The following is a 14289-nucleotide window of genomic DNA, read 5'->3' on the forward strand; positions in this document are numbered from 1 at the left end:
CCTTTAAGCCGCGTCGGGCTGATTTTCGGGGCGGGCGTTGTTGAACGCCGTAAGGGAAAGGGCGCGTTCCTCGATCTCGAGAAGGCGGGGGAAGGGGGACATATCAACGCCCCAGCGATGCGCGTTATAAAGCTGGGCTACGAGGCAGATGTCGGCGAGGTCGGGACAATCCCCGAAACTGAACGTCGTCGCCTTTGGCAGCAGTGCTTGATAGGCGGTAAATCCTTCGGTCATCCAATGGCGGAACCAATCAAGCTGGTCATTCGCCGAAAGCCCCATGTGGGTCTTGAGGTGGGTCAGGACCTTGAGGTTGTTCACTGGGTGAATGTCTAACGCTATGGTCTGTGCAGCGGCCTGAACGCGGGCGCGTTGGAGTGGTTTTGTCGGCAATAGCCGAGGCTCAGGGACGATAGTGTCCAGATACTCGATAATCGCAAGCGACTGGGTCAGAACAGTGCCGTCCTTAAGAACAAGGGTCGGAACACCCTTGCAGGGATTAAGTGCCGCGTAGTTGGGGGCACACTGCTCTCCGGCGACCAGATTGACCGGGCAGGTTTCATAGCTGAGACCTTTGAGATTCAGAGCAATCCGGACCCGGTATGAGGTCGTAGAACGCCAATAGGAGTAAAGTTTCATGACCTCATCCAGCAAGTCTTAGCGCATAGTCAAAACCTGACGGCTTCAGGTCCCGCGCCGGATCAGACACCCGGCGCGGGAAAGTGCATCAGGCGCTTTTGTTGAGTTCTTTGGCGTGCAGCCAATCGGCGTGTTTCGGTGCTTTCTTGGTTTTCGACCAATCTTCGAGCATCAGCCATTTCACCTCGTCCATCCGTGCCAGCATCGCTTCTTCCTCTGGGTCGGGGCAGGCCAGTTCGATCCGGTGGCCTGAGGGATCGAAGAAATAGATTGAATGAAAGATCGAATGGTCGGTGACTCCAAGAACTTCGACGCCGTTGGCCTCGAGGTGTTCTTTGAACTCGATCAGGGTTGCGCGGTCCTTGACCTTGAAGGCGATGTGCTGAACCCAGATCGGAGTATTCGGGTCGCGGCCCATTTCAGGCTTGGTCGGTAGTTCGAAGAACGCCAAGACGTTGCCATCACCGGCATCCAGGAACAGATGCATGTAGGGGTCCGGCTCGTGGGTCGAGGGCACATGGTCCTCGGCAATGGCCAGAATGAAATCCATGTTCAGCATCTTGCCATACCACTCGACGGTTTCCTTGGCATCTTTGCAGCGATAGGCGACGTGGTGAATTTTTTCGATTTTCATCGTGTCTTCCTTTCCGAATGGGTTGGGTTTGGGAGGTTCACATCAGTCCCACAAGCCAGAGCGACAGTGAGGGAATGAGGATGAGCAGGGCCAGCCGCAGGATGTCGGCGATCCAGAAGGGCAGGACGCCCTTGAAGATGGTTGCCAGCGACACGTCCTGAAGAACACCTTTCAGTACGAAGACATTCATGCCGACCGGGGGGGTGATCAGGCTGATCTCGGTCGCGACAACAACGACGATGGCGAACCAGATCAGCGCGTTTTCGGGATCGAGCAACAGTTCGTTGGCGAACTCCAGCTCGAACATCAGCGGATAGAACACTGGCACCGTCAGCAGGATCATCGACAGGCTTTCCAGCACGCAGCCAAGCACCATGTAGACCACGATGATGAACACGATCACCGCCCATACGGGCATTTCGTTGTCGATCACAAAACTGGACAACGCATCGGGCAGCCCGGCGAAGTTTATGAAATTGGTGAACAGCTCGGCCCCGATAATGACGGCAAAGATCATCGCAGTAGCTCGGATGGAATCCATCGTGGCGGCGAAAAACCCACCCCATGTCATGGACCGCAAGGCTACAGCAATCAGCACCGATGCGCCTGCACCCATACCTGCCGCTTCGGTTGGGGTGAAAAACCCGCCGTAGATCCCGGTCATGATGAACAGGAACAGGCCCAGCACACAGAAGACGCCAACCAGGTCGGTCCGGCTCATCGGTTCGGTGTTTTCTTCTTCGGGCGCCAGCGCAGGGTTTACACGCACCGCAACCATGACCGCGCCAAGATACAGGAGCACACCGATGATGCCTGGTATGATGCCAGCAATGAACAGTTTGGCGATGTTGGTCTCGGTCAGCAGTCCATAGATGATCAGGATCACCGAGGGCGGGATTAGGATACCCAGCGTGCCGCCAGCCGCGATGGAGCCGGTTGCAAGGCGGTCATCATAGCCAAACTTGCGCATCGAGGGCATCGCGACCTTGGACATGGTCGCAGCGGTCGCCAGTGAAGACCCGCACACCGCGGAAAAGCCCCCGCAAGAGAAGACGGACGCCATGGCAAGGCCGCCGCGCAGTTTGCCAAATAGCCGGTCAGCACCCGCAAACAGGCCATGTGCGACGCCGGATCCAGCCAGCACGTTGCCCATGAAGATAAAAAGCGGAATGACTGACAGGCTGTAGGACAGTGCGGTATCGAAAGCCACTTGGCCGGTCATCGCCCAAGCCGGTTCCCAGCCGCGCATATAGGCAAAGCCGAAACCACCAACCGCCGCCATGGCAAAGGCAATCGGCACCCGCAACAGGATCAACCCCAAAAGGACGGCAAAACCGATGAGTGATTCAATCATGGCAAAGCCTCCGGAGACGCTTGATCGGAATTGCGCTCTTTCGGCGGTTGCAGGCCGCGCAAAAAGGCGATGAAGGCCGAGACCATGCAGGACACGCCCGCCAGATATCCAAAGGGGGCCAGCGGGATCTCCAGCGCGTTACTGACCGCGCCGTCATGGGCCGCCTTGGCCGCATGGGTAAACAGCCGCCAGGCGAAGGTGGCCAGAAGGGCGGCGGAAAACAGCCCGGCAAAGGCGGAAAGCAGACGTTGGGTATGCTTGCCGAGAACCATGTTCAGCAAGTCGACCTCGATATGCTCGCGCCGCTCTGTTGTCAGCGGCAAAGCCAGAAAAACAAGGGCTGCAAGCAGAATTTCGGTAAGTTCGAACGCGCCAGCCAGCGGCGCATTCAAAAAGTAACGCCCGATCACATCCACACAGGTAATGAGAATGAGGCAGAACAGGATCAGAGCGGCGCCGGCACCAAGCGTCCTGTCAAGCAGCAGCCCGATGTCCAGCCCCTCTTCCGGGGGCTGGTCGGGGAAACGATGGCGAAGCCGCTCCATGGATCAGAAATCCACACCAGCCTGCTTGCGCAGTTCTTCGAGGGCTGCCGCTCCGTCATAGCCATCAGCCGAAATTGCCTCGGACCATGCAACTTCGGCGTCAGCCGCCCGGGACTTGATCGCATCAACCACGGCAGCCGGAGCTTCGTAAACCGTGATCCCAGCCTTTTCAGCAGCTGCGCTGCCTTTTTCGTCGGCTCCGATCCAGGCCTCGCCAACCAGCGTGGCAAAAGCCTCGCCCGAGATCGCTTCGATCGCGGCCTGGTCCTCTGCGGAAATCTCGTTCCACTTGTCTTCGTTCATGACCATGAACCAGGTTGTGTTATAGAGACCGCCGGGCACTTTCATCGTGTATTTGACGTCTTCGGTCAGCTTGAACGCGGCCAAGGCATCATAGGGGAAGGTGACCCCGTCGATCACGCCGCGCGACAGCTTCTCATAGACCTCGCCCGAGGACATAAAGAGCGTTGTTGAGCCCATGCCCGACATCAGATCGGAAATATAGCCACCGGGGACGCGGATCTTCAGACCAGCAAAATCGTCGGCGGTTTCAATTTGACGGACGTTGTTGTGCAACATGCCCGGGCCGTGCACGAACAGACCCAGAAGCTTGGTGCCTTCATGCTCTTTCTGGGCTTCCAGCGGACCGGAATACACGTTCCAGAACGCTTTGGAACCAGCCACGGCGTCATCGCCGATGAACGAAAACTGGCCGATGCGCGACCGGGTGAAACGGTCATCGGTGGTGAAAGAGTGCAGACCATAGGTGATGTCGGCAATACCGTCGGCTGCCATGTCGTAATGCGCGGGCGGCGGGCCCAGCGGTTTGGCCAATACGCGGACCGTCACGCGCCCGTCGGTGACTTCTTCGACCTGCTTGGCCCAGGGTTTGATCGCGCCAGTCACGATCGGGTGGCGCGGTGGTAGCCAGCTGGACAGGGCCAGAGTGGTGTCGGCCATCGCGCTCGATGCGAGCGACAGGGCGATGGAAGTTGCGCCGACGCAGGCGAGGGCGCGGGTTTTCAGGTTCAGTTTCATAGTTTCCTCCCTATGAAGTGTCAGATTTCAGCAGCTTTGATCGCTTCGGTCAGAACCGAGCGTTCGCCGATGTGGTTAGCCAGTATCAGGATCAGGCGGGCGCTTAATGCGTCGCTTTGGTCTTTTTCCAGCCCGTCATGAGCGGCCAGAAGCTCGGCGTAGAAATCATCGACGCCATCAATGTTAGGGGTCAGGATCAAATCAGTCATGAGGCTTACTCCTTGCCGACCGCGCGCCGGATCGAAGCGCGGATCGCATTTTCGTCAAAGCCAGGCCGGCGAGAGGCCACGTGTTGATCAGGGCGGATCAGGTAAACCGCGCTGTCGGCCTCGCCCAGATACCGCTTTTTTAGCGCGCCGGTTTTGTCATCCTTGACCGAAAGGGCCAGGCGCGTGACCTGAACACCGTCTTCCTCGATCATGTCAGGGGCATCGGCGTCGATGGTCAAAAGGATGAATTCGTCGCCGAGTTTGGACAACAGGAAATCGTCGCCCAGCGGCGCATCAGGGCAAACCGATCCGGGGCGCGATTGTGCGGGGCCGTTCAGGGCATCTGCCGAGTTGAGCGGCGACCCGTCATAGGTGCAAGGCACCGACAGGCGACCGGAATTCACCATGGGGCGCGCAAATTCGTACTTTTCGGACAGCGAAAGCACGGCGTCGCGCAGAATGCGGCTCGTTTCGGACTTTGGAGTGATGAAATCCGTCGAACGGGTCGAATTCAGGATGTTTTCATCCGCGCCATGGATGCGTTCAACGTCGTAAGTGTCCAGCAAGCTTTCTGGGGCTTCACCGCGCATCACCATGCCCAATTTCCAGCCGAGATTGTCGACATCCTGCATGCCCGAGTTGGCTCCGCGCGCGCCAAAAGGTGAAACCTGATGCGCTGCGTCTCCAGCAAAGAACACGCGACCGTCGCGGAAACTGTCCATGCGCTTGCACTGGAACGTATAGATTGACGACCAGACCATGTCATATTCAACACCTTCGCCCAGGAACGCGTCGAGACGGCGGCGGATGTTCTCCTCTTTCATCTCTTCGGCCCGGTCGACATCCCAGCCGATCTGGAAATCCACGCGCCAGACGTCGTCGGGTTGCTTGTGCAGCAGGGTGGACGCACCCGACCCGTGGGTCGGTTCGAACCAGAACCAGCGTTCGGTCGGAAAGCTGTCGTTTTTCATCTTGATGTCGGCAATCAGGAAACTGTCCTGGAAAACTTTGCCGGTGAAATCCAGATCCAGCATCGTGCGCAACGGCGACGAGGCCCCATCACACCCGATCAGCCAGTCCGCTTCGAGCGTATAGGGGCCATCCGGTGTCATGATGGAAAGGGTGACGTGATCATCGTGCACTTCGACGGCATCCACGCGGTTCTTGCCGCGGATTTCAATCGGAGCTCCTTGCGCCTGCAACTCCTCAAAGCGGTCGAGCTGGTAACTTTCGTAATAGGGCTGCTGCATGTTGATGAAGGCGGGATATTCATGGCCTTCCTCGGGCAGCAGGTTAAACTCGAAAACTTGGTCGTCTTTGTGAAAGACCTTGCCGAGGTTCCAAACCACCCCTTTGTCAACCATCGGCTTGCCACAGCCATAGCGGCCAGCAACCTCTAGACAGCGTTTAGCAAAACAGATCGCGCGCGATCCCATGCCGACACCTTCGTGGTCGTCCAGCACCAGTGTCGGAATGCCCTGCCGCCCAAGATCAAGCGCGGTGGCCACGCCAATCGGTCCCCCGCCCATTACCACGACGGGATGGCGGACCGGTGACACGGCGTCTTGATCGGTCGATTTCTCATAGGGATAACGCTTGTAGGCAAGCGTGTATCTGTCATCGAACATCGGTTTTTTCCTCTGGCTGCGCGCGTTTCACTTTGATTGGGCGTCCGACCGAATGGCCGGGCCGATAGTTTTAACCCTGCAGGGCCTCCCACATCTCAAGGTCGCGCTGAGCGGTCCAGATGCGTGGGGTGTCGATGCCGCGGGCCTCGTCATAGGCGCGGGCGACATTGAAGGGCAGGCAATGCTCGTAAATCGCATAGTCGGCGAATTTCGGATCGCATTCGGCACGCACGGCGTCCCAGGCCTCTTTCAAAGACCCGCCACGGGCCGCAACCTGTGACGCTGGTCGATAGGTGCTTTCGACGAAATCACGCGTGTTCTCGATGGCGGCATTCACCATGTCCTTGCCGACCAGAGCATCCCCACGACCCGGTGCGATGGCATCGACGTCAAACCATTTGATCTGGTCCAGCGTGTCGCCCCAATCATTGAAATGCCCGTCACCGCAATAGCAGGCCGAGTGGTATTCCACGATATCACCGGTGAACATGACGTTCTGATCGGGCACGTGAATGACGATATCGCCTGCGGTATGTGCGCGGCCAAGATGCATCAGATCGATCCGGCGATTGCCCAGATAAACGGTCATCGTGTCGCTGAAGGTGGTGGTGGGCCAGGTCAGGCCGGGGATGCTCTCATGCCCTTCGAACAGGCGGGGGAAGCGTTGGAATTCGCTGTCCCAGTCTTCTTTGCCCCGTTCCACGACCATCGCGCGGGCCATGTCCGACATCAGGATCTGTTGCGCGCCAAAGGCGCTGGCGCCCAGAACGCGGACCGCGTGATAATGGGTCAGCGCAACATGGGTGATCGGTTTGTCGGTGACGGAGCGCACACATTCGATCACCTTGTTGGCCAGACGCGGCGTAGCCTGCGCCTCGACGATCATCACACTGTCATCGCCGATAATAACGCCTGAATTCGGATCGCCCTCGGCGGTGAAGGCATACAACCCTTCGCCAACCTCGGTGAACGATATTTTCTTTTCCGACATGTCCCCCTGGGACGCGAATGCCTTGGCCATGAGTATCCTCCAAAGACGCGATGCAGCTGGAATTCGGTTCGTTTTTTGCGGATTCGGCTACATCGTTACATTTGCAACAATCTCGTTTCATTTGAAACGAAAGTCAACGATAAACCGACTCTAAATGATGCAGGGGTGCCCATCCCCTTGTTATCAATGACTTGCCTGGCCCCTTTAGATGCTCGCTTGGGTGAGCTTGAGTCGTTGCAACAAGTATTCAGCCGGAGTTTGCGGCACGCCGTTACAGCTTCGATCGGATATTAAGTGCGGCTGGTAAGATGTCTAAACAGTCGGTTCGTAGTTTTCTGGCGTCCAGCGGAATTGAATTTTCTTCCTCATGCATCCTTGAAGATCAGGGGAATCCGACTCCACGTGCCAATGCAGGAAATCATCTCGGTCTTCATTGCGAAGGGAGGGCGCAGAATGCCAATTGGAAAAGTGGATGCCCGCATCCGTACTTGCATCAACGCATCTGCGCTCTGATCATCTTCCAGAACGCGGCGCTGTTTGATTTCGATCTCGAATGTCTTCAGCCGGGAGTACAGCGCCGGATCAACCTCGCTGTACCGCAAAAGCTGTAGCTACTTGCGATCCAGCAACGCCCGCCTAACACAGACTTGCAGTTGAGCCGCAGGCTGCAGTTGCGGGGATGCAATCTGGGCAGCTTCCGCTTTGCCCGTAGCACCATTATCGCTAGTCGCGGCTTACAAGCCCACTTTCAACCCACTCATCAAATTGAGCCAAGACCGCATCGCAAAATGCAGTGTCGTTGATGTGGACATCCAATTCGGTCATCGGCACCCGGCCCGGCAGGATTTTGCGGGCTTCGTCAACCATATCTGAAAGCGCTTTGGGATCATGAGCTTCCTCGCCTTCTTTGTCCCATGCCTCGACGCCTTGAACCGGCAGGAAGAAGTGAACAGGCCCGGTTGCAGCTTCCAGCCGGTTCGCCAGTTCTCGGATCCAGGCACGGCGTTCCTCGCCATTGAAAACCGAGCTTTTGATCAGGCGGTTATGTTCGTGAAAGGGGCGATCTGCATATTGGTCCGGGACTTCTTGCCAGCCGGCAAAGTCCAAAAGGTCAAGTGCGCCCGGGGCGACCATTTGTGGCGTGCCAACGCAACCGGCATTGGTCAGGCGATCTTCTCCGCTAGAGACAACGGAGCCTGCCAGCATATTGCCGAATTCTTGCATGCAGAAATCCATCACGCAGGCAAAGGCGCCCTCGGCAGCCAGTTTCTCGAAGGCCATACCGCCCATACCTGTCGAATGAAATACGGCCACTTCAAAGCCACGCTCTTCGAGTGCAGGTTTCAGGGTTTTCATGTAGCGCAGGCAGGACGACCCAAGACTGGTCATGCCAATCAGGGGTCTGCTGCGATCCGGCGCGATTGCGGCTTTGGTCGCGCCAACCACGGCCCCTGCGGCCTGTGCCAGTGAGGACCGGCAGATCGAATTCATACCATACAGACCGCCGGCCCACAGGATCATCTGAATGTCCGGGGCCAACCGATGCGGCGGGATCAGCGGCGAGAAGCTGACGGTCGAGACGATATACTTCGGCACTCCCATTGGCAGCGCTTGCGCACAATCCAGCGCAAGGTCGGTGCCCATGGTGCCGCCGGTGGCTAGCATCCCATCAAACCGGTTTTCGGCATAAGCTTTTGCTACAACCTTCGCCGCTCCGGCGGACATGACGCGGAACGCCTTGTTTTCATCCCCCAGCGCGATCACATCATCGATGGCCATTCCTTCAGCGGCGGCGACGTCGTGTTTCGAAACATCGGTCGGCGTTTCCGGATTGCCCAGAACAGACACGTCCATCGTCAGCACAGCCGCTCCCTGCGCCCGCACGGCGTCTTCGATGAACCGCATCTCGGGCTCTTTTGTGTCGTATGTCCCAATCAGCAGGATCGTTTTGTTGGTCATTGGTTTTCTCCTGTCTGTACTTTTTTTCCGAGGTAACGCGTCAGCAGACCCCGGGCGGTATCGACGAACCGCATATTGCGTGCCTCTGATCCATCTTCGTCCATCCGGGACGATATCCAGCCGACATATGTCACCGCACGCAGGGCCATGAACAGATCGAGATGCCCGGTATCGAGCGCACGTACCGTGCGGTATCCCTCAAGCAGGGATTTTCGCAGAGCGTCATAGTCCGGTTCGTGCAGGTTTTTCAGCAAAGTCGTCGCGATGTCGAACAGGCGGAATCCGAGCCCGGCATCGTCGAAATCTATCAACCAAACCTTGTCGCCCAGGACCATCACGTTTTCACGCACCAGATCGGCGTGGATCAAGCCAAAATCCAGCTTGTTTTCGATGTGTTGCAGATCACGGTTTGCTGTTTCGCGGAACATGATGAACAGGGCGCGGTCCTCATCCGTGAGCGTGGCGTTTTCCCAAAAACGATCCCACAGCGGGGCATCGCCCAGCAGCCCTGTGCGGTCCCAAGACCAGCGCATGAAGTCAACTGGCCGGACCCAGGCATCGCTGATCTTATGCAGCCGCGCCATCTCACGCCCGAGGACCCGAAAAACCCCTGTTCGGTCTTCGTGATCAATTCCACCGCCTGTCGAACCCAGTGGGCGACCGGGCAACCAGTCCAGCATATCGACCTGAACCCCGTCCAGTAGATGCAGTAAACAACCATCTGTGGCCGGTACTGGCGTGGGTACACCGACGCCCTTTGCGCCAAGCTCGGCAATCCACAGCAACTCGGACCGCAGAGCAGCATCCGAGTGCAAGTCTTTGCGATGCAGACGCAGGGCAAAGCTTTTTGTACCCGCCTGAACCCGGTAGACATGGTTTTCACGGGCGGCGACCAGCGACCACTCAGCATCTTCTATGCCCCAAAGGGTCAGGGCTTGCTCGACAATCCGGGTCATAAGGTCAGCGGGGTTTCGGCCAAAACCTCGTCCAGTGTGTCAAACAACAGATCGGCATTCTCTTTCGAGAACGGCATGGGGGGGCGGATCTTGAGCGTATTCTTGTGACGTCCCAGTTTCGAATGAATTATCCCCCGGTGCCGCATCGTGTTGATTACCCGGTCGGTGAACTCGCTGGCCGGTTCCTTGCTTTGCCGATCCAGCACCATCTCGGCCCCGAAGATCAGGCCCGAGCCGCGCACGTCGCCGATGCAATCGTACTTCTGCTGCAACGCTACCAAGCGCGCGCGGGCATGATCGCCGACCGTTTTGGCATTGGTGACAAGGTTCTTGTCCTCGATCTCTTCCAGCACCGCCATGGCTGCGGCGCAGGAGACCGGGTTGCCGCCGAAGGTATTGAAATACCGATAGCCATTGCGGAAGGTGGTCAGGATTTCGCTGCGCGTCACAACTCCGCCGACCGGATGGCCATTGGCCATCGGTTTGCCCATCGTCATGACATCCGGCACTACACCCATTTTCTGGTGTGCCCACATATGGGTGCCGGTGCGGCCAAAGCCGGATTGCACCTCATCACAGATAAGTAGGCCACCGGCCTTGCGCACCACTTCGGCCACAGGTTTCAGCCAGCCGTCTTGATGGTCGGGGAAGCCTTCGTTCAGGAAATACGGGCAGACCACCAAAGCGGCAAAGCCGATGCCGGACTTTTCATGCTCGGCAATCTGCTCGGCCACGGCATCGGCGAATTTGGTGCCGTCCGGGTCCGGATTGCGATAGCTGTCGGGCGCTTCGACAAAGCGGAAATACTGACCCAGGCCGAAGCCCACGGTCGGCACGTTCGATTTGCTCAACTGGCTGACCAGAGAGGTGTTGCCGTGATAGGTCGCATCCGTGGCGATGATACCGCGCTTGCCGGTCATGCCCTCGGCCATGCGCAGGGCAATGTCGTTGGCCTCGGACCCGGTGCAGGCCAGGATGGCGGTGTCCAGCGACGCATCCATGGTGCCAGTCAGCTTCTCGACATAATCCAGAATACCGTCATGCAAATAACGAGTATGAGTGTTGAGCGTCGACGCCTGACGGCAGATCGCGTCGACCACGCGCGTGTTGCAGTGGCCGACATGCGGGACATTGTTATAGCAATCCAGATATTTGCGCCCGTCCGCATCCCACAGCCAGACACCGTCGCCCTTCACGATATGAAGCGGCTCATCGTAGAAAGTCGAAACATTCGGGCCCAGCAGCTTGGCCCGGCGTTCAACAAGCGCGGCGGATTTCGGGGGAAGCGTCATGCGGTCGCCCTTGGTCAGAGTTTTATCCATGCGGTTTTCAAGTCGAGATATTTCCCGAGCGCGTGCAAAGACTTGTCATGCCCGTTGCCCGACTGGCGCACACCGCCCAGCGGTACGGTCAAGTCAGACCCGCCATAGGTGTTCACATGCACCACGCCTGCGCGGATACCCGCGATCATGCGGTGCGCGCGGCTCAGGTTCGACGTCCACACACCCGAGGACAGACCGTAGACAGAGTCATTGGCCAGCCGGATCGCCTCGTCCTCATCCTTGAAGGGCGTCACGGCGAGGACCGGGCCAAACACCTCGTTCTGGAACAGGTTGTCGGTGGGTTTCACTCTGGTCATTACCGTCGGCGCCATATAATAGCCGCCGGTTTCCTCAAGAATGCGGCCTCCGCCGGTACGGCGCTCGGCGCCCTCTGCCTCGGCCCTGGCGACGAATTCCAGATTAGAGTCCAGTTCGGGCAGTGAATGAACCGCGCCGATTTGCGTGTCCAGATCCAGCGGGTTGCCGACGCGCATCACCTCGGCATGTTTGACCAGCTCGTCAACGAAATCGTCGTGAATATCCTCTTGTACGAGCAGGCGCGATCCGGCGATGCAAATCTGGCCGGCGTTGCGGAAGATGCCGCCCGCTGACACTTTGGCGGCCTCGCTCAGGTCCGGGGCGTCGTTGAAGACGATGTTGGGGGATTTGCCGCCCAGTTCCAGATAGCATCGCTTCATATTCGACCGCGCCGAATATTCCAGCAGCCGCCGGCCTGTCGCGCCCGAGCCGGTGAACACCATGATGTCTACATCCATCGATAACGCCAGCGTTTCACCCACCACCCGGCCCGAACCGGTCACGACGTTCAGCACGCCGTCGGGCATTCCGGCCTCGGCCGCCAGTTCGGCCAGTTTCAACAGCGACAAGGATGCGCTTTCGGCCGGTTTCAGTACCACAGAGTTGCCGGTGGCCAGTGCCGGGGCCAGCTTCCACGCGCCGATCATCAGCGGCATGTTCCAGGGTACAATCGCGCCAACCACACCAACGGGCGCGTGATGGATCAGACCCAGTACGCTGTCCGCAGTGGGGGCGATCTGGCCATAAACCTTGTCGATCGCCTCGGCGTAATAGCGGAACGTACCGGCCGCAGACATCGGTTCGGCTTTCATGGCCATGGTAATCTCGGTGCCATTGTCGCGCACACCCAGAACTGCCAGTTCAAGGGCGTGTTTTTCGATCAGTTCGGCCAGTTTCAGCAGTACTTTCTTGCGCTCAGCCGGGGGGCGGCGCGACCAGCGGCCATCTTCGAATGCTGTTCGTGCGGCGGCAATCGCTGCCTCCATATCCGCCGGTGTACCTTCGGCAATTCGGGTCAGAACAGTGCCATCAATCGGTGATAGAACATCCCGGTGACCGCCTTGCGAGGCATCGACCCAGCGTCCCCCGATGAAGTGCGAACGGGGGGACAGAACCTGAGATCGCAGGGCGTCAATATCGGATTGGTTCATGGCAGGGTTACCCTTGCTGATTGGGGTGATCGGAATCGACCGGTAGCGCGGTCGGCTGGGGTTTCAGCTTGTTGCGGAATTCAAAGTACAGCGTGCGGAAATGAAGCAGCAGGATCAGTACGATCAGCGCTGTCAGGATCGCCGCAATCGGGCGGTCGACGAAATCGAGAGGTGATTTGACCCGCGCCATGGCGCTGCGCAGTTTGACCTCCATGATGCCGCCCAGAACCATGCCCAGGATGATCGGCACAATCGGCAGGTCCAGCCGTTTGAGGATCAGGCCGAACACCCCAAACCCGGCGGCAATGGCGCAATCGGTGATCGAGTTGCGCAGGCTGTAGACGCCAACAAAGGCCAGGATAAGGATCATGATGCCCAGAAACCGGGTCGGGATCTGGATGATCTTCAGCAGCAAGTTGGTCGAGAACAGCAGGAATACCAGAACGATGACGTTCAGCAGGATCAGCGCCATATACAGCGCCATCACAAAGTCCATCTGGTTTTCGAACAGCTGCGGGCCGGGGATGACGTTGTGCACATAGAATACCGAAAGCATCATCGCGGTCAGCGCTTCACCTGGGATACCCAGCGCCAGCAGCGGGATCATGGCAGCGCCAGGAACGGCGTTGTTGGCGGCCTCGGAGGCCACCAGCCCCTCGGGCGAGCCGTCACCGAATTTGTCGGGGTCTTTCGAGGTCTTCTGTGCATAGGTGTAGGACAGGAATTGCGAGGTGAACTCGCCGGTGCCCGGCACCATACCCATGAACACACCGATGCTGGAGGACACGGTGGCAACACGTTTTATACCCAATAGTTCCCTGAGACCGGCGAAAATGCTGCCGCTGACGTGCGCTTCGCCCGGTGCATGGTTCTTTTCCAGTAACAGCAGCAGCGCCTGACTGATTGCAAACAGGCCCAGCACCACAACGATCAGATCGACACCCGAGGCCAGCCAGCTTTGGTCAAATGTAAAGCGGCGGGTGTATTTGACAGGCTCAAGCCCGACGGTGTTCAGGAAAATCCCGAAGGCCGCCAGCATGCCAGCAGCAAAAATCTGTCCACGATGGGCCAGGATCACCAGTATGATCCCCAGAAGGGCGGCCAGGAAAATCTCGCGGCTCCCGAAATGCGGTGCGACCAATGCCAGAATCGGTGACAGGATCATCAGGCAGATGATGGCAAAAACTCCGCCAAAGAAAGATGCGGAATAGGCCAGCGACAATGCGCGATGCCCCTGTCCGCGTTTGGTCATCGGATAGCCGTCATATGTGGTCAACGCGTTTACCGCAGTGCCCGGCGTGTTGATCAGAATGGCCGGAATAGCGCCGCCATACATGGACGAGCCATAGATACCCAGCAACAGCGTCAGACCGACAATGGGTTCAAAGGCGAATGTAGCTGGCAACAGGATGGCGATGGCCACCGCAGCTCCCACACCGGGCAGCGCACCGATGACGACCCCACCGATCGAGCCGATCAGAAGAGCGGCGATCACCTGCCATTGTGTCAGAATAGAAAGACCGGACAGAAGCGTTTCCATAGCGAACC

14 protein-coding genes are annotated in these 14289 nt (G+C 58.3%); 1 reads left to right on the plus strand and 13 read right to left on the minus strand.

What is annotated here, in order from left to right; translation table 11 throughout:
- Positions 1-3 precede the first annotated feature (3 nt).
- From maiA to ACR1XY_RS20190, 8 genes are all read right to left on the minus strand, one after another.
- Complete coding sequence (gene maiA, locus ACR1XY_RS20155) at positions 4-636, minus strand: maleylacetoacetate isomerase (RefSeq protein ID WP_480595853.1); 633 nt, start codon at positions 634-636, stop codon at positions 4-6.
- 88 nt (positions 637-724) lie between these two features.
- Positions 725-1270, minus strand: a complete 546-nt coding sequence (locus tag ACR1XY_RS20160) for a VOC family protein (protein WP_170516642.1) — start codon at positions 1268-1270, stop codon at positions 725-727.
- A 37-nt stretch (positions 1271-1307) separates the two neighbouring features.
- A complete protein-coding gene (locus tag ACR1XY_RS20165) occupies positions 1308-2624 on the minus strand; it encodes a TRAP transporter large permease (protein ID WP_480595856.1) in 1317 nt (438 codons plus the stop codon).
- Positions 2621-3169 carry a TRAP transporter small permease gene (locus ACR1XY_RS20170; RefSeq protein WP_480595858.1) on the minus strand — a complete coding sequence of 183 codons (549 nt, stop codon included), beginning with the start codon at positions 3167-3169 and terminating at the stop codon, positions 2621-2623. Before ACR1XY_RS20170 ends, ACR1XY_RS20165 begins: the two co-directional genes overlap by 4 nt.
- Positions 3170-3172: 3 nt before the next feature.
- Positions 3173-4207, minus strand: a complete 1035-nt coding sequence (locus tag ACR1XY_RS20175) for a TRAP transporter substrate-binding protein (RefSeq protein WP_480595860.1) — start codon at positions 4205-4207, stop codon at positions 3173-3175.
- A 20-nt stretch (positions 4208-4227) separates the two neighbouring features.
- On the minus strand, positions 4228-4416 hold the full coding sequence (locus ACR1XY_RS20180; protein ID WP_170406772.1) for a DUF2783 domain-containing protein: 189 nt from the start codon (positions 4414-4416) through the stop codon (positions 4228-4230).
- A gap of 5 nt (positions 4417-4421) precedes the next feature.
- Positions 4422-6044: an FAD-dependent oxidoreductase gene (locus ACR1XY_RS20185; RefSeq protein WP_480595862.1), complete on the minus strand. Its 1623-nt coding sequence runs from the start codon at positions 6042-6044 to the stop codon at positions 4422-4424.
- 70 nt (positions 6045-6114) lie between these two features.
- A complete protein-coding gene (locus ACR1XY_RS20190) occupies positions 6115-7065 on the minus strand; it encodes an MBL fold metallo-hydrolase (protein WP_480595864.1) in 951 nt (316 codons plus the stop codon).
- Between the two features lie 278 nt (positions 7066-7343).
- Between ACR1XY_RS20190 and ACR1XY_RS20195 the strand changes: the two genes are divergently transcribed.
- Positions 7344-7646, plus strand: coding sequence for a hypothetical protein (locus ACR1XY_RS20195; RefSeq protein WP_480595866.1), 303 nt, complete (start codon positions 7344-7346; stop codon positions 7644-7646).
- 112 nt (positions 7647-7758) lie between these two features.
- Here ACR1XY_RS20195 and ACR1XY_RS20200 read toward each other — a convergent pair whose 3' ends face one another.
- From ACR1XY_RS20200 to ACR1XY_RS20220, 5 genes are read right to left on the minus strand one after another with little or no spacing between them, the layout of a single operon-like run.
- Entirely contained in the window at positions 7759-8994 is a 1236-nt protein-coding gene (locus tag ACR1XY_RS20200) for a Tm-1-like ATP-binding domain-containing protein (RefSeq protein WP_480595868.1), read from the minus strand.
- A complete protein-coding gene (locus tag ACR1XY_RS20205) occupies positions 8991-9950 on the minus strand; it encodes a phosphotransferase enzyme family protein (RefSeq protein WP_480595870.1) in 960 nt (319 codons plus the stop codon). Before ACR1XY_RS20205 ends, ACR1XY_RS20200 begins: the two co-directional genes overlap by 4 nt.
- On the minus strand, positions 9947-11272 hold the full coding sequence (locus tag ACR1XY_RS20210; protein WP_480595872.1) for an aspartate aminotransferase family protein: 1326 nt from the start codon (positions 11270-11272) through the stop codon (positions 9947-9949). The genes ACR1XY_RS20205 and ACR1XY_RS20210 overlap by 4 nt, the downstream gene beginning before the upstream one ends.
- Complete coding sequence (locus ACR1XY_RS20215; RefSeq protein WP_480595874.1) at positions 11257-12741, minus strand: aldehyde dehydrogenase; 1485 nt, start codon at positions 12739-12741, stop codon at positions 11257-11259. The genes ACR1XY_RS20210 and ACR1XY_RS20215 overlap by 16 nt, the downstream gene beginning before the upstream one ends.
- Before the next feature lie 7 nt (positions 12742-12748).
- Positions 12749-14281, minus strand: a complete 1533-nt coding sequence (locus tag ACR1XY_RS20220) for a tripartite tricarboxylate transporter permease (RefSeq protein WP_480595876.1) — start codon at positions 14279-14281, stop codon at positions 12749-12751.
- Positions 14282-14289 lie beyond the last annotated feature (8 nt).

This window comes from Ruegeria sp. AD11(2025) (assembly GCF_056542405.1).